The sequence below is a fragment of the Peristeroidobacter soli genome (assembly GCF_004138485.1).
GTDB classification, from domain to species: domain Bacteria; phylum Pseudomonadota; class Gammaproteobacteria; order Steroidobacterales; family Steroidobacteraceae; genus Steroidobacter; species Steroidobacter soli.
The window spans coordinates 147782-162998 of sequence record NZ_RYEV01000007.1 but is presented as its reverse complement, the minus strand read 5'-3'; the positions used below and the strand labels follow the sequence as shown (position 1 = coordinate 162998).

The 15217-nt window shown below is 62.3% G+C and carries 15 protein-coding genes; 1 reads left to right on the top strand and 14 read right to left on the bottom strand.

The features are described from left to right. Window positions 1–53 precede the first annotated feature (53 nt). The 14 genes from EKO19_RS30165 to rarD all read right to left on the bottom strand — a co-directional run bounded on the left by EKO19_RS30165 (window position 54) and on the right by rarD (window position 14469). On the bottom strand, window positions 54–695 hold the full coding sequence (locus EKO19_RS30165; RefSeq protein WP_129781134.1) for an outer membrane beta-barrel protein: 642 nt from the start codon (window positions 693–695) through the stop codon (window positions 54–56). Between the two features lie 18 nt (window positions 696–713). After that, window positions 714–1235 carry an outer membrane beta-barrel protein gene (locus EKO19_RS30160; protein WP_157995505.1) on the bottom strand — a complete coding sequence of 174 codons (522 nt, stop codon included), beginning with the start codon at window positions 1233–1235 and terminating at the stop codon, window positions 714–716. Between the two features lie 150 nt (window positions 1236–1385). Continuing rightward, complete coding sequence (polA, locus tag EKO19_RS30155; RefSeq protein ID WP_129781132.1) at window positions 1386–4130, bottom strand: DNA polymerase I; 2745 nt, start codon at window positions 4128–4130, stop codon at window positions 1386–1388. Further along, complete coding sequence (gene lptM, locus EKO19_RS30150) at window positions 4130–4435, bottom strand: LPS translocon maturation chaperone LptM (protein ID WP_129781131.1); 306 nt, start codon at window positions 4433–4435, stop codon at window positions 4130–4132. Before lptM ends, polA begins: the two co-directional genes overlap by 1 nt. Window positions 4436–4495: 60 nt before the next feature. Then, window positions 4496–4933, bottom strand: a complete 438-nt coding sequence (locus EKO19_RS30145) for a hotdog fold thioesterase (RefSeq protein WP_129781130.1) — start codon at window positions 4931–4933, stop codon at window positions 4496–4498. A gap of 33 nt (window positions 4934–4966) precedes the next feature. Further along, window positions 4967–6154 carry an argininosuccinate lyase gene (argH, locus tag EKO19_RS30140; RefSeq protein WP_129781129.1) on the bottom strand — a complete coding sequence of 396 codons (1188 nt, stop codon included), beginning with the start codon at window positions 6152–6154 and terminating at the stop codon, window positions 4967–4969. A gap of 126 nt (window positions 6155–6280) precedes the next feature. Further along, a complete protein-coding gene (argB, locus tag EKO19_RS30135; protein ID WP_129781128.1) occupies window positions 6281–7201 on the bottom strand; it encodes an acetylglutamate kinase in 921 nt (306 codons plus the stop codon). 48 nt (window positions 7202–7249) lie between these two features. Next, on the bottom strand, window positions 7250–8248 hold the full coding sequence (locus EKO19_RS30130) for an N-acetylornithine carbamoyltransferase (RefSeq protein WP_129781127.1): 999 nt from the start codon (window positions 8246–8248) through the stop codon (window positions 7250–7252). A gap of 43 nt (window positions 8249–8291) precedes the next feature. Beyond that, entirely contained in the window at window positions 8292–9461 is a 1170-nt protein-coding gene (locus EKO19_RS30125; RefSeq protein ID WP_157995504.1) for an aspartate aminotransferase family protein, read from the bottom strand. A 51-nt stretch (window positions 9462–9512) separates the two neighbouring features. Then, complete coding sequence (gene argC, locus EKO19_RS30120) at window positions 9513–10577, bottom strand: N-acetyl-gamma-glutamyl-phosphate reductase (RefSeq protein ID WP_129781125.1); 1065 nt, start codon at window positions 10575–10577, stop codon at window positions 9513–9515. Further along, a complete protein-coding gene (locus EKO19_RS30115) occupies window positions 10574–11656 on the bottom strand; it encodes a hypothetical protein (RefSeq protein WP_129781124.1) in 1083 nt (360 codons plus the stop codon). The genes argC and EKO19_RS30115 overlap by 4 nt, the downstream gene beginning before the upstream one ends. Before the next feature lie 43 nt (window positions 11657–11699). Further along, window positions 11700–12920, bottom strand: a complete 1221-nt coding sequence (argG, locus tag EKO19_RS30110; protein WP_129781123.1) for an argininosuccinate synthase — start codon at window positions 12918–12920, stop codon at window positions 11700–11702. A gap of 65 nt (window positions 12921–12985) precedes the next feature. Further along, entirely contained in the window at window positions 12986–13441 is a 456-nt protein-coding gene (locus EKO19_RS30105) for an arginine repressor (RefSeq protein WP_129781122.1), read from the bottom strand. 104 nt (window positions 13442–13545) lie between these two features. After that, entirely contained in the window at window positions 13546–14469 is a 924-nt protein-coding gene (gene rarD / locus EKO19_RS30100) for an EamA family transporter RarD (protein ID WP_157995503.1), read from the bottom strand. A 133-nt stretch (window positions 14470–14602) separates the two neighbouring features. Between rarD and EKO19_RS30095 the strand changes: the two genes are divergently transcribed. Then, window positions 14603–15214 carry an NUDIX hydrolase gene (locus EKO19_RS30095; RefSeq protein WP_129781120.1) on the top strand — a complete coding sequence of 204 codons (612 nt, stop codon included), beginning with the start codon at window positions 14603–14605 and terminating at the stop codon, window positions 15212–15214. The last annotated feature ends 3 nt before the right edge of the window (window positions 15215–15217 follow it).

The window sequence follows — 15217 nt, the reverse complement described above, 5'->3', positions numbered from 1 at the left end:
GTGGTTTTTGTGGCACGCATACAACAAATTGGTCTGACCAATTCATTCCAAAATCATCGTCCCGGGCCGCCGAACTTATAAGTGAAGCCGAGCGACAGCATGCTCAACCAGTCGCTGTTGCTGTCATCCCAGTCGTTGTCGTCGTTCCAGTCGTCCCACCAATCGTCGTCATTGCGATTGTCGGCATCGAGCAGGATGCCTTCATATTCGATGCGGATCGCCAGGTTATTGGCGCGGAACTGGGCGCCAATGCCAAACAGCGGCTCAGTGCTTTTCTGACTGTCCGAGCCGGAGAAGCCCCGCGCGCTGAAATCCGCGTCCAGCCGGGCCACGCCCAGGCGCGCGAACAGGTCGAAGTTGCTGCCCAGGGGCAGCATGCCCAAGGCGCTGACCGACACGGCCGAATAGTCGGCCTGCAGATCGACGCCGAAGATGCGGTCCACCGGCTTGCCGAAGTCGGTGTAGTTCAGCTCGACCGCGACCCAGTCGATGATTCGATAGCCAGCGATCACCTTGAAGCCGGTGTCGTCGGCGTCGAATTCCTCGCGCGTCTCGTCGTCCTTGAACTGCACGGTCGAGTCGCCGATCGACCCGCCGAAATAAGGCCCCGCCAGAGCGGGGTCTCGCGCGAACGCGGCGGGGCTCACCGCGCACAGCGCAATTGGCAATGACAGCCAGCGAATGGGCAAACGCATCGTTTCTTACTCCGTTGCTTACAGGAACGTGTAGGTAACGCCGAGCGAGAGCATGTTGGCGTCCTTCACATTGTCGATATCGAACTTCTCATACTCGGCCCGGATGCCGAGGCTGAGCAGACGGAACTGCACGCCGACGCCGTAGGCGAAGTCGGTGCCGTCGTCTTTGAAAAAGCTGCCGACGTTCTTGCGTCGGAAGTCGGTGTCGAAGCTGATCACGCCGCCTTTGGCGAACACGTCGACCGGGCCGACGGGCAGGAAGAACACGCCAAAGCCGCTGATGCCGTCGGTCTTGACCGAGAAGTTGCCCTGCTCGGGCTCGCCGAAATTCACATAGCTGGCCTCGATGCCGAACCAGTCCAGCGGCCGGATGCCGGCGATGATCTTGAAGCCGGTGTCGCTTTCATCCACCTGCACCAGTCCCTGAGAGATATCGACGCCGGCATCGCCGAGACTGGCGCCGAGATAGATGCCGTTGTCGGCGGCCATCGAGGCCGTGCTTGCCAGCAGCAGTGCGGTGGCCAGAATTGCTTTACGCATGGAGGGGATCCTTTGTAACAAATAGCTGACGGACGACTGACTGTTGAAACAGTCAGGCAGGGCATCAGGTTGCATCAGGATGCACGATCAACCTGAATGTGAAATGAAATAATGAACGGAGCGGCGGGCGCCGCGGCGCACGGCGAACAATCAGTGCGCTTCGTCCCAGTTTTCACCGATGCCGGCATCCACTTTGAGTGGCACGCGCAATTCGGCGGCACCGCTCATCAGCGCGCGGACGTTGGTAATCAACTCTTCCGCCTGCTCACGTCGCACTTCGAAGACAAGTTCGTCGTGGACCTGCAGCAACAGTCGCGCCTGGAGCTTGGATTGCGACAGCCAGCGATCGACTTCGATCATGGCGCGCTTGATGACATCCGCGGCCGTGCCTTGCATCGGAGCGTTGATTGCCGCGCGCTCGGCAGCCTGACGCAGCGCTGCGTTACGTGCGTTGATATCGTTGAGATACAAACGACGTCCGAACACGGTCTCCACAAAGCCGCGCTCGTGCGCGAGCTGTCGTGTCTCATCCATATAACGACGCACGCCGGGATAACGCTGGAAATACGTTTCGACGTAACGTGCCGCCGTGCTGCGCTCGATGCCGAGGCGCGATGCCAGGCCGAACGCCGACATGCCATAGATCAAACCGAAATTGATCATCTTCGCCGTGCGGCGCTGGTCCGCGGTCACGGTGTCGAGAGTCATGCCGAACACTTCGGCCGCGGTTGCCAGATGGATGTCGCGATCTTCGCTGAAAGCTTTCAGCAAGCCTTCGTCGCCAGACAGATGCGCCATGATGCGCAGCTCGATCTGCGAATAGTCGGCCGCGACGATGCACATGCCTGGCGGGGCCACGAACGCCTGGCGAATGCGCCGGCCTTCGGGAGTGCGGATCGGAATGTTCTGCAGATTCGGATCGGCGGAGGACAGTCGTCCGGTCGCGGCGATCGCCTGCTGATAACACGTGTGCACGCGTTGAGTTGAACGATTGATCTGCAGCGGCAGCTTGTCCGTGTACGTGGATTTCAACTTCGCGAATGCGCGGTAATCCATGATGAGCTTCGGCAGCTCATAACTCCCCGCGAGCTCTTCGAGCACATCTTCCGCCGTCGAAGGTTGACCGGTGGGTGTCTTGCGAATGACAGGCAGACCCAGCTTGTTGAACAGGATGTCCTGCAACTGCTTGGGAGATTCCAGCGAGAATTGTCCGCCGGCAGCGGCATAGGCCTTCGCTTCGATCTCACGCATGCCGGTGGCCAGTTCGTTGCTCTGCTTGCGAAGCAAGTCCCCGTTGAGCAGTACGCCCGCCTGTTCCATTTTCAGCAATACCGCCACCAGCGGCTGCTCGATGTTTTCGTACAGCTCCTTTACCGGCGGCAGCGCTTCGAGCCGCGGCCACATCAGCCGATGCAATTGCAGAGCGAGGTCCGCTTCTTCGGCCGCATAGTTCGTGGCGGTGTCGAGCGAGACCTGATTGAACTCGATCTGTTTCGCGCCTTTGCCGGCGACGCTTTCATAAGGAATCGGATCGATGCCGAGATAGCGGCGCGACATCGGCCCCAGCTCGTGCTTGGTCGCGGTGCTGTTCAGCACGTACGACTCGAGCATGACGTCGAACTTGTCGCCGCGCAGCTCGATGCCGGCGCGCTTCAGCACGTGGCCTTTGTACTTCAGATCGTAACCGACCTTCAGGGGCCGCTCGGCTTCGAGCACGGGCTGCAGCGCTTTCAATACGGCATCGCGCGACAACTGCTCGGGCGCACCAGGATAGTTGTGACCGACCGGCACATAAGCGACCGTGCCGGGCTCGACGCTGAAAGCGATCCCGACAATATCCGCCTGCATGTAGCCGCCGGACGTTGTCGCCACATTCAGCGATATCACATTCGCCGACTTCAGTTGCGCGACCCAGGTTTCCAGCGCAGCGGTCGTCACGACGGTCTCGTAGCTGCGCGGGACGGGCGGAGGCGGCGCGCCTTCGACAGGAGGCTCTGCAGAAGTGGTGGCCGCGGATGATGTGGGGGCGCCGCCAGCGTCGTCGCCGACGAGCTGCTTCAGCAGCGCACGAAACTCCATGCGCGTGAACAGTTCTCTCAACCGATCCTTATCGGGCTCGCCGACCTTCAATGTTTCAAACGGCTGCTCCAGAGCGACCTTGAGGTCGATCGTTGCGAGCTTGCGCGACAGCTCCAGCTCCTTCATGCCGTTGCGCAGATTCTCGCCGACCTTGCCGGTGATGGCGGCGGCGTTCTCCACCAGCTTGTCGAGCGTGCCGTACTCGCCGAGCCATTTCGCCGCGGTCTTCGGGCCGACTTTGGGAATGCCGGGAATGTTGTCCGAGGTGTCGCCGACCAGCGCGAGGTAATCGATGATCTGTTCGGGATAGACATCGAACTTGGTCTTCACACCGTCGCGATTCAGGCGCGAGCCGGTCATCGTGTTGACCAGCGTGATGCGCTCGTTCACCAGCTGCGCCATGTCTTTGTCGCCGGTGGAGATGATCACATCGAAGTCCTGCGCGGCGGCCTGGCACGCGAGCGTGCCGATCACGTCGTCGGCTTCGACGCCTTCGACGCGCAGTAACGGCAGACCCATGGCGCGAACGCTGTCCAGCAACGGTTGCAGCTGCGAGCGCAGGTCGTCCGGCATCGGTGTGCGCGTCGCTTTGTACTCTTCGAACAGATCGTCACGAAACGTTCTGCCCGGCGCGTCGAATACGACGGCGATCAGATCCGGCGCCTCTTCCTTGCGCAGTTTCTGCAGCATGTTGAGCACGCCGAGCACCGCGCCTGTTGGCTCGCCACGCGAGTTGGTCAGCGGCGGCAGCGCATGGAAGGCGCGATACAAATAACCTGAGCCGTCCACCAGGACGAGCTTGCGTTGTGCTGCCATTACTGACCGGCCTGCGGCGGTGGGGTGGAGGCGGGACGATCCGGATCGGGCGGCGACACCGGCGGCGGCTGCGACTGATTGGGCGTCGACGGATCGGTGCGCTGAGGTTGGGTGCGATCTTTCTTTTGCGACTGTGGCGCGGGCTGCAAGACCCGGACCTTGCTGCCTTCCAGCGCCGGCTGGGAGGTCGGGGCGGGCACTTCCTGGGCCTTGTCGTCGGGCAAATACAGCGGACCTTTCAGCCCGCAGCCCCCGAGGCCGAACAGTGCGAATGCCAGCCCGAATGTGCGCGTGGAGGATTTCATCCGCGCATTATAAAGGACCCTTCCCGGGCATGGGTCATCCATGACAGCTTCGAGGACAACCTAGGTGGTTGCGCCCTGCTGTTCGATCTCCATGACCGCCATGGTCAGGCGGGAAATGCACACCAGCTTGTCGCGCTCGTCGGTGATACGAATCTCCCAGACGTGACTGCGGCGGCCGAGATGAACCGGGCGCGCGGTGCCGATCACGAAACCGCTGGCGACGCCGCGGATGTGGTTGGCGTTGATCTCCTGGCCCAGGCAGCGATATTTGCTCGGGTCCGTCGTCAGCATGGCCGCGTAGCTGCCCAATGTTTCCGCCAGAACAACCGATGCGCCGCCGTGCAGGATGCCGTAGGGTTGATGAGTGCGATGGTCGACCGGCATGCGACCGCGCAAATAATCCGGGCCGAGCTCGGTGAACTCGATGCCCAGATGTTCCGCCATGCCGATGCGCACAGTGAGATCGGCGAGCGTGTAGGGTTTGAACCAGATGGACATGACGGTGGTTGGCGGTTAGCGGTTGGCCGGAAGCTACGATTTACGCAACTTGTCCCCGATGCGTCTATAAGCTTCGCGGAAAGAGATTCCTTCCTTGACCACCAGCTCATTCGCTTCCGCGGCGGCGTGAATCGACGGGTCGAGCCGGATGCGATCCTTGCGGAAGGTCACGCCGGCCAGCGCCGAGGGCAGAATGCCCAGCGTATCCAGACACAGGTCGATGCCACGGAATAGTGGCACTTTGATCAGCTGCAGATCGCGCTGATAGCCCGAGGGCAGTTTAGCGACGATGCCCATCACTTCGAGCAAACAAGCCTGCGCGCTGGCACTGCGGCCGCGGATCAGCTCGAACACGTCGGGATTGCGCTTCTGGGGCATGATCGACGAGCCGGTCGTGAAGGCGTCCGGCAGCGCGACGAACGAGAACTCCTGCGTGTAGAACAACAACAGATCAGAGGCGAGTCGCGCCACGTCCTGCATCACCAGCGAGATTTCGAACAACAGCTGAGCTTCGGCTTTGCCGCGCGACAGCTGCACTGACGTCACCGGCTGTTGAACCGATGCAAACGCCAGTTTCTTCGCGGTCGCTTCCCGATCGATGGGCAGATTCGGTGAGCCATAACCCGCGGCGGAACCGAGCGGGCTCTTCTGCAAGCGACGGTGCACCTGCTGCAAGCCTTCGGCGTCATCGCGCAACTCGGCGGCGAAGCCGCCGGCCCACAATTTCACCGAGCTGGGCATCGCCTGCTGCATGTGAGTGTAGCCCGGCAACGGGACGTCGCCTTCGCGCGCCGCAAGTTCGTCGAGCGATTGCGCGGCGACTTCAGTGCGTTGTTTCAATTCATCGACGGCGTCGCGCAGATAGAGGCGCACCGCCGTGAGCACTTGATCATTACGAGAACGAGCCAGATGCACGCGCTTGCCGGCCTCGCCGATGCGCTCGGTCAGCAGGTTTTCCAGCGCGGTCTGGCCGTCCTCGTGTTCGAGCAGCACGCGCCAGTTGCCAGCGGCATGCTCGGTCGCGATCTCGGTCAGGCCGCGACGAATGGCTTCGAGGTCAGTCGCTGACAACAGGCCTTGAGCATTGAGCATCTCGGCGTGCGCGATCGAGGCGCGAGCGTCGTATTCGACCAGGCGATTGTCGAGTGCATGATCTTCGCCGGCGGTGTAACGCAGTACCCGCTCGTCGAGCGGCGCGCCTTTGTCCCAGAGCCGGCTCATGACGCCACCACGATAATCGGCACCCCATTGCGCGAGCTGCCAAAGCAGGACAATGTAGACATCACAGCAATGTTTCTACCAGGAAGCTCGCGAAGCGAGCTTCCTGAAAACAGTGACGTGGCTGCGTTATGCATGTTGCTCGGCCGGGCTCAGCGCGCTGATGTTCTCGACGACCAGCGTGCCGGTGCCTTCGTTGGTGAACGCTTCGGCCAGGATGCTGTCGGTGCTCTTGTACGAAATCACGTGCACGCGACGCACGCCGCCGCGGATCGCTTCTTCGATGGCCTTCGCCTTCGGCAGCATGCCGTCCTTCAGGCTGCCCTGATCCTTGAGCTTCTGCAGGCCGGCGAGATCCGTGTACGAAATGATGGAACGCGGATCCTCCAGCGACTCGAGAATGCCGGGCGCGCCGGTCACCAACATCAACTTCTCGGCCTTCAGTGCCGCGCCGATACCAGCCGCGACCGTGTCCGCGTTGATGTTCAGCAGCGTGCCCTGGTCATCGGCGGACACCGGGCTCACGACCGGCATCAAGCCGTCGTCCAGCAACTGCTGGAGCACTTTCGCGTCGATCAGATCGATGTCGCCAACGAAACCATAGTCCACAGTTTCGCCTTCGACCTTCACCGGCGGGCGCTTGTGAGCGCGGACCAGGCCCGCATCGACGCCGCTCACGCCGACGGCGGCGATATCCAGCTCGCGGCAGATGCCGAGAATCTGAGTGTTCACCAGGCCGTTGAGCACCATGCTGGTGACTTCCATGGACTTCTCGTCGGTGACGCGACGGCCAGCGACCATGCGCGGCGTGATCCCCAAGGACTCTTGAATCTGCGACAGCTGCGGACCGCCGCCGTGCACGAGCACGACGCGAATGCCGACCTGATGCAGGATCGCGACTTGTTCGATCAGCGTACGGGTCGACTCGATGTCGCCGAACACACCGCCGCTGGCCTTGATGACGAACACCTTGCCCTTGTACATGCGAATGTACGGTGCGGCGCTGCGCAGAGCGCGAACGGCAACGGAGGGATCAGAGCGAAGCACCACGGCAATATTCCTTACAAGTGAGGAGTGACAAAGAACGAGCGGAAAAAATCAGCCTCGGAGCAGCCGGTACAGGACCGCCATCTGCACGACCATGCGATTGAACGCTTCACGAATGACGACGCTGCGCGGACCGTCGAGCACTTCGTCGGCCACCGCGACATTACGCCGAACCGGCAAGCAATGCATGAAATGACAGCCAGGATCCGTCGCCCGGAACCAGCTCTCCTTCACGCACCAGTCGCTCAAGTCCTCGCGCAGGCGTTTGTCGGCCGCGTCGTCGCCGTAATATTGCGGCGAGCCCCATTCCTTTGCATAGATCACGTGAGCGCCATCGAGTGCCTCGGCGCGATTCTCGGTCTCGCGTACGGAACCGCCCGACGCCTTGGCGGCCTGTCGTGCTTTTTCCATGATGGGTTCGGGCAGCGCGAAACCCTCCGGACGCAACACGACGACTTCCATGCCGCGCATTGCCGCCATGTGAACGGTCGATGACGGCACGGCCAGCGGCAGCGCGCGCGGATGATTGGCCCAGCTCAACACGAACTTGCCTTTCTCCGGCACGCGCAGCTCATCCATCGTGTGCCAGTCGGCCAGCGCCTGACAGGGATGCGCCATCGCCGATTCCATGTTCACCAGCGGTTTGTCACAAAGATCCGCCATCATGCGGAAGCCGGTCTCGGCCAGATCGGAGGCGAGGTTGCGATGCTCGGCGAACATGCGAATACCAATGGCGTCGCAGTACGAAGCGAGCACGGGCACGGCTTCACGCACGTGCTCGGCCGCGGCGCCATTCATAATCGCACCGGAGCGAGTTTCCATCTGCCACGTGCCCTGGCCCGGCGTGATGACGACGGCGGTACCGCCGAGACGCATCATCGCGCTTTGGAACGAAGCAAGCGTACGTAGCGAGGGATTCAAGAACAGCAGGCCGAGCACCTTGCCCGCCAGTGCCTGCGGTTGCGGTGTCTGCTGCAGGCGAGCGGCGAGACCCAGCAGGTCTTTCACTTGCTCGCGCGGAAAATCGCCCAGATCTAGAAAACGATTCATAAGTTATTGCTCGGTGTGTTGGCGACTCACCTGGATCGATGAGTCATTTCGGCAGTCGAGCGAGTGCTTTGCGCAGCAACTCGACATGCTCACTTTCTAATACGAACGGTGCCAGGATGCGCAGGATGTTGGGATCGGCGCTGGTGCCGGTGAGAATGTCCAGCTTCAACAGTTCCGCCTGCACATCCTTTGCCGGACGCGAGGTGCGCAGGCCCAGCAGCAAGCCGGCGCCTTGCGAGCCGATCACCGGACCGACCATGCAGGTCTCGCGGATTTCCGCCGAGCGCTGCTGAACGTTCTGCAACAGGTTTTCGGATTCGATGATGTCGATGACGGCTTCGACGATGGCGCAGGCCATCGGGCCGCCGCCGAACGTCGTGCCCAGCGAGTCCATCTTCAAATACGGCGCGACATGATCCGCGACCATCATGGCCGACACCGGGAAGCCGCCGCCCAGCGCTTTCGCGGTGGTGATGATGTCAGGCGTCACTCCATACAGGTTGGCGGCGAACGGATAGCCCGTGCGCCCGAAGCCGCACTGGACTTCGTCGAAGATCAGCACGCTGCCGTTCTCGCTGCAGCGGAAGCGCAGGGCCTGCAGGAACTCCTTGGGCAGGTCGAGCGCGCCAGCCACACCCTGCACGGGTTCCACGATGACGGCGGCCGTCTGATCGTTGATCAGCGTGCTCAGTTCGGCCGCGGGGGTCGTCGGCTTGATGAACTTCACTTCGAATGGCGTGCTCGGGAAGCCGTACCACTTCTTGTCCGCGCCCCAGGTCACCGCGCCAGCGGCGGCGGTACGACCATGGAAGCTGCCTTCGACCGCGATCACTTGCGTGCCACCGGTCATTTTGCAGGCGAGCTTGAGCGCGTTTTCATTCGCTTCCGCGCCCGAGTTCACGAAGAACACGGTGTCGAGCCCGAGGCCCGCAAACTTCGCCAGACGAGTCGCCGCGCGACGGCGCACGTCGAGCGCAACGGCATTGCTCTGGAAACAAAGCGACTTGGCTTGCTCGGTCAGCGCTTCGACCCAGCGCGGATGGCCGTAACCGAGCGCCGCCACGGCGTGACCGCCATAGAGATCCAGCACCTTGCCGCCATCGGGCTTGTGCAAGAAGACGCCGCGCGCGTCCGTGATCTGCAACGGAAACTGCGCGTAGACCGGCGCGAGATGATCGGCCGGTGCGTTGGAAGTGGCTACTGAATTGCTCATCGAACTCATGTTCTCGTTTGAAAGCCGCCGGCAGGGTCGCCGGCCGATCCTTTAAGTCCAGCCCGCCGCCGGTGTGGTCAAGCCAGTGGTCTCGTCCAGGTCGAACACGCGATTCAACCATTGCAACGCGCCGCCGGCTGCGCCCTTCACCAGGTTGTCGATGGCGCACATCACCGCGACCGATTCCCCGTTGGCTGCCGCGCTCAGGAACGCGTAGTTGCTGGTCGCGACGTCTTTTACATGAGGCATCTCGCCGACGACACGGACGAAAGGCCGGCCGGCGTAGAAGCCCTTCAGCGCCTCGAGCAGCTCGGGCGTCTTGATCGGCTTCAGCGCCTTCGCCTGCACCGTGACATGAATGCCGCGTGCGAACGGACCGGAGTGCGGAACGAAGTTGAACTCCGCCGGCACTTGCGAGGCCACCTGCGCCAGCGCCGCGATCTCCGGCGTGTGCCGATGTGACAACGGATTGTACGCGTACAGATCGCTGTGACGTTGCGGATGATGAGTGCCCGCGCCAGGCGTACGGCCCGAGCCCGTGCTACCCGTGATGCCAGCAGCAAACAAACGCGGCTCGACCAAGCCCAGCGACAACAACGGTACGCTCGACAGCAACACCGCCGTCGCGAAGCAGCCCGGATGCGCCACGTGCGGCGTCGTGAGCTTGTTCAGGTGTTCCGGCACCGCGCAGCTGAACTGCGCGATTCGATTCGGCGCACCGTGCGCATGCTTGTACACTGCTTCATAGGCGCTGGCCGTGCTGTAGCGATAATCGGCGGAAATGTCGATGACACGCGGCTTCGTGCCTTTCGCTTCGGCCGCGGTGAGGATGTCGTCGATGAGCTTGGCGGCCACGCCATGCGGAGCCGCCGACACCACCGCCGAGGTCGGCAGCGTGCCGACCAGCTGTTTCACTTCGTCCAGACTGGAGAACTTCAGCTCCGGATAGATCGGCGCCAGGTGGGCAAAAAACTTCGCCACCGGCTCGCCGGGCTGGCTGTCCGAAAGAATGGCCTTCAGCTCCAGACGCGGATGCGCGGCGATCAGGCGCAGCAGCTCGCCCGACACATAGCCGGTGCCGCCGAGAACAATGACCGGAATCTTCGCGTCGCTCATTCTTCGCTCACCGCCGCCTTGGTCTTCGGGGTCAATTTCAAGGAATCGATCACGCAGTCGCCCAGCGCCGCGCCATCGGTGATGGCGTTGAACGCAGCCACGCCGAACTTGTCCTTGATGATGTTGACGCCGACCGCGTTGTCGGTCGCCGGGCCGGTGACGACCGACGGCTCGATACCGAACTGTTCGCGAAGCAGCTTCACGCCGCCCCACGCCGCGACCGGATCGTTCGCCGACAGCACGACCGACGTCAGCGCGGCACGAATATCCTGCGACGACAGAATCGCTTCGACGCCGTACGCGCCGAGGATGCCGTCACCGAGCTCGAACACGATCACATCGGGCTCGCCTTGGGACATTTCCGTCAGCAGCGCGCGCGTGATCGCCGGACCCGTCTTCGCAGTGGTCGTGACGACGCCGAGATCGGTGAAGATCATGCTCTTGGTGGCGCCGGCATCTTCCATCGCCAGAATGTCACGACGCAAAGAAACACCGGTGGCCTTGAACGCATGCACGTTCAAGCCCCGATGCCGCATGCGAGCGACGATGGCGCAAGCGGCCGCGGTCTTGCCCGCTTCCATACAAGTGCCCGCGAGCGCCACGACCGGCACATTCCGCGTATTCACGGTCGCGTTGTAGTCGAGACGGCGGTAGCCGATGCGCGCCGGCACGCCGATGCGCTCGCCCAGATACGGGAACTGCAACACCACGCCGATGACGCGCGCGTTGAACGGCGTGCCCTTCTCAGGGTTCACCGATTCGACCACGCCCAGCACGCCGCCGATGTTCAGCACCTGGATGATGTCGCCTTCCTTCACCGAGGTCGGCAAATGACCCGAGTAGCCGAACAGCGCCTGGCGATGGCCGAGCGCGCCGACGATGACGTCGCCCTTGGCGACCTTGGCCATGCGGCCGCTGGTCAGCTCCAGGGTGTTGTAAGTCGACTTGTTGTTGAGGATCTCGACAACCAGCACCACGCCTTCCTCGCAAGGAATGTTGTCGGTGGCGACGCGCAACTCATGCCCCAGGTTTAGAGCCTGGGTGATGGACGCGATCTTGTCGACGACTACTGTCTTCATGGCTGTGTTCGATGCACCTGTTGAGACGTTGAAAAAAACTCTGTTACTTGCCCTGGCCCGCGCGGGTCCAGAACATGCCGGGCAGGCCGACCATCTTCGAGAAGCCGAGCGCGTCGGCGGCGGTCCATTCACCGGCCGCTTCGCCATACACGCCCTTGGACGCGGCCATGATGGAGTAGGGCGATGTCACGCCGGCGACAAACGCGTTGCCCGGGTGGTACTGCACCTTCACTTCGCCGGTGACGCGCGCCTGCGAGTTCACGAACAGCGCTTCCATGTCGCGGCACACCGGATCCAGGTGCTGGCCTTCGTGCACCAGATCGCCGTACGGACCGGACAACATTTCCTTCACGCGCTGCTGACGGCCGGTCATCACCAGCTTTTCCAGCTCGCGATGCGCGCTGATCAGCACTTCAGCGGCCGGCGCTTCGAACGCCACGCGGCCCTTGGTGCCGATGATGGTGTCGCCCAGGTGAATGCCGCGGCCGACGCCGAACTTCGCGCCGATCGCTTCCACCTTCTCGATCACGCTCACCGCATCGAGCTTCACGCCGTCGAGGCTGGCAGGAATGCCCTTCTCGAAGCCGATGGTGTGAGTTTCCGGCGCCTGCGGATTCGAGTACGCATCTTTCGACAGCACCCATGCATGATCGGGAATGCTGCCGTCGGAGGTGAGCGTCTCTTTACCACCGATGGTCACGCCCCACAGGCCGCGATTCACCGAATAGGCGGCGCCGTACGGCGGGATGGTGAGATTCCGATCCTGCAGATACTTCAGCTGATCCGGACGCTTGAACGCCTGATCGCGCACCGGCGCGAGAATGGTCAGCTCGGGCGCGAGCGTGCGGATCGCGACTTCGAAGCGCACCTGATCGTTGCCGGCGGCCGTGCAGCCGTGCGCGACGACTTTGGTGCCGAGCTTGCGCGCATATTCGGCAATGATCTGCGCCTGCATGACGCGCTCGGCGCCGACGCACAGCGGATACATCTGGCCGCGCTTCACATTGCCCATGATCAGGTACTTGATCACCTGCTCGAAGTAAGCCGGCTTCGCTTCGACCAGGATGTGATCCTTCGCGCCCAGCGCACGCGCGCGCTGATCCAGCACTTTCGCCGCTTCGGCATCGATACCGCCGGTGTCGACGGTCACCGTGATGATCGGACGCTTATAGTTCTCCGACAGCCACGGCACCAGGAAGGACGTGTCCAGGCCGCCGGAGAAAGCCAGCAGAATCGGTTCGTTGCCAGGAGGAAGTGTGCTCATGCTCGTTTCCGTATCAATACCAATAGCCGATCGGGTGTTTGGAGAAGCCGCGGTCGTGATGCCGCTCAGATGCCAAAGATGCCGCGCAGGCGTTCGCGCAGCTTCTTCTGATCCTTCGGCTCGTCCGTGGCGATAAAGATGGTGTCATCGCCGGAGATGGTCCCGACCACTTCGGTCCACTCCGAGCTGTCGATGGCGACGGCGACGCTTTGGGCCGTGCCGGTGGTCGTCTTCAGGACCGTCAGCGATGTGCCCGCGGTTTTGATCTCGAGCACGAACCTGGCGACGGCCGCGAACGGGTTGCTGGCGGTGTCGGCATCCTGAGCGGGCAGGATGTAGCGATCGCCGGCCTTGGCCACGCGGAGCTCGCGCAAGTCGCGGCTGACGCTCGACTGGGTGGCTTCAAAGCCTTCCTTGCGCAGGACTTTCACCAATTCGTCCTGATTGCGCACGGTCGACTCTCCGATGATCCGGAGAATCGCGGCCCGGCGCGCGACGGATTGATGAATCTCTGCAGCCATGTCCCGGCGGAAACCTCAAAAGGGCGCAAACGCGCCTATGCATAAAAAGGCGCGCATGGTGCATAATTATGCAGACGCTGTCAATGACGGCTTTAACGGGAGTTTCAAGCCCGACGGCGTGAGGTCAACAAACCGTCCAGGGCGAACACCGCCAGCGCGGTCCAGATCATCATGAAGCCCAGGACGCGGGGGCCGCTGAACGGCTCGCCGAACACCAGCACCGCGCACGCCAGCTGCAGACTGGGCGCGATGTATTGCAAAAGTCCGACAGTGAACAGCGGAATGCGCCGGGCGCCCATGGCGAACAACACCAGCGGCACGGCGGTCAGCGGACCCCCCAATAAAAGGAACAGGTTGGTGGCGAGCGAGCCGTTGCTCATCGCGCCGGTGCCCGAGAATTCACACCAGAGCACATAGCCGGCCGCGAACGGCAACAGCAGCAGCGTCTCGCCCGTGAAGCCGGGCAGCGCTTCGACGTTGGCGGTCTTCCGCACCAGGCCATAGAGCCCGAAGCTCAACGCCAACGCGATCGACACATATGGCGGCTTGCCCGCCGCCCAGGTCAGATACAGCACGCTGGCGGCGGCGATCGCCACCGACAGCCATTGCAAACGATTCAGCCGTTCCCGAAAACAAATCACGCCGAGCGCCACGTTGAGCAGCGGACCGATGAAATAGCCGAGGCTGATTTCCACCACGTGGGCAGTGGCGATGCCCCACATGAAAATCGACCAATTGATGGCGATGAAGGTGGCCGACGCGCACAGGCGCAAACGAACTTGCGGATTGCCCAGAGCGCGCCAGGTTTGATCGGTGTCGCCGCGCGCCGCCAGCCAACCGAAACCCACCAGGCAGCCCCACAACATGCGATGCGCAGTGATTTGCAGAACCGGGAGGGTCTGCAACAACTTCATATACAGCGGCATCAACCCCCAGATCAGGAAGGCCGAGACAGCGGCGGAAAGGCCGCGTCCGTCGATGCGTTGGACGGCTGATGCAGCTATGGGCTGCGCGGAGGAATCGTTCACGGACGGGACGAAAGTCTGCTGGGCGGCAATCATAGTGCAGGACGCAGTCCCCTGTCGGTCTTTCTGAAGTTGCACGAGCGGCGCTGGCGCGAGAAGCTTCCAGTCCATCACTGAATTTGAATCAGCATCAACCATGTCCGTGCTCGATCTCTCGCGTCGTCTGCTGGCGCTGTCACAAACCGGTCTGGCGTTCTCACAGGAAGAATACGATCGCGAGCGTTATCGCGAGATGGGACAGATCGCAAGCCAGCTGCTGGCGCTCGAATCGGGGCTCACGCCCGACCAGTTGCGCGCCACCTGGATGGTTGAAGACGGTTACTCGACGCCCAAGGTCGACGTGCGCGGCGCCGTGTTTCGCGGCGATCAAGTGTTGATGGTGAAAGAACGCGTCGACGGCAAGTGGACCCTACCCGGTGGCTGGGCCGACGTGAACGACACGCCTTCGCACGCCGTGGAAAAAGAGATCGAGCAGGAGTCGGGTTTCACGGCACGCGCCGTCAAGCTGGCCGCGATCCACGATCGTAACAAGCACAACCATCCGAAGTTTCTGTATCACGTCTGGAAGTTGTTCTTTATCTGCGACATCACCGGCGGCGATTTTCGGACCAGTTACGAGACCACGGACGTGAAGTTTTTTCCGGTCGGCGAATTGCCGGAGCTGTCGACCGGCCGCTCCACGGTGGCGCAGATCCAGAATGCGTACAAGCACCATCTGGATCGTTCGCTGCCCACCGAGTTCGATTGAACG

Coding starts and splice junctions, on each gene's coding strand:
- EKO19_RS30165 (WP_129781134.1), bottom strand. CDS start 695: ATGCGTTTGCCCATTCGCTGGCTGTCATTGCCAATTGCGCTGTGCGCG.
- EKO19_RS30160 (WP_157995505.1), bottom strand. CDS start 1,235: ATGCGTAAAGCAATTCTGGCCACCGCACTGCTGCTGGCAAGCACGGCC.
- polA (WP_129781132.1), bottom strand. CDS start 4,130: ATGGCAGCACAACGCAAGCTCGTCCTGGTGGACGGCTCAGGTTATTTG.
- lptM (WP_129781131.1), bottom strand. CDS start 4,435: ATGAAATCCTCCACGCGCACATTCGGGCTGGCATTCGCACTGTTCGGC.
- EKO19_RS30145 (WP_129781130.1), bottom strand. CDS start 4,933: ATGTCCATCTGGTTCAAACCCTACACGCTCGCCGATCTCACTGTGCGC.
- argH (WP_129781129.1), bottom strand. CDS start 6,154: ATGAGCCGGCTCTGGGACAAAGGCGCGCCGCTCGACGAGCGGGTACTG.
- EKO19_RS30130 (WP_129781127.1), bottom strand. CDS start 8,248: ATGAATCGTTTTCTAGATCTGGGCGATTTTCCGCGCGAGCAAGTGAAA.
- EKO19_RS30125 (WP_157995504.1), bottom strand. CDS start 9,461: ATGAGCAATTCAGTAGCCACTTCCAACGCACCGGCCGATCATCTCGCG.
- argC (WP_129781125.1), bottom strand. CDS start 10,577: ATGAGCGACGCGAAGATTCCGGTCATTGTTCTCGGCGGCACCGGCTAT.
- EKO19_RS30115 (WP_129781124.1), bottom strand. CDS start 11,656: ATGAAGACAGTAGTCGTCGACAAGATCGCGTCCATCACCCAGGCTCTA.
- argG (WP_129781123.1), bottom strand. CDS start 12,920: ATGAGCACACTTCCTCCTGGCAACGAACCGATTCTGCTGGCTTTCTCC.
- EKO19_RS30105 (WP_129781122.1), bottom strand. CDS start 13,441: ATGGCTGCAGAGATTCATCAATCCGTCGCGCGCCGGGCCGCGATTCTC.
- EKO19_RS30095 (WP_129781120.1), top strand. CDS start 14,603: ATGTCCGTGCTCGATCTCTCGCGTCGTCTGCTGGCGCTGTCACAAACC.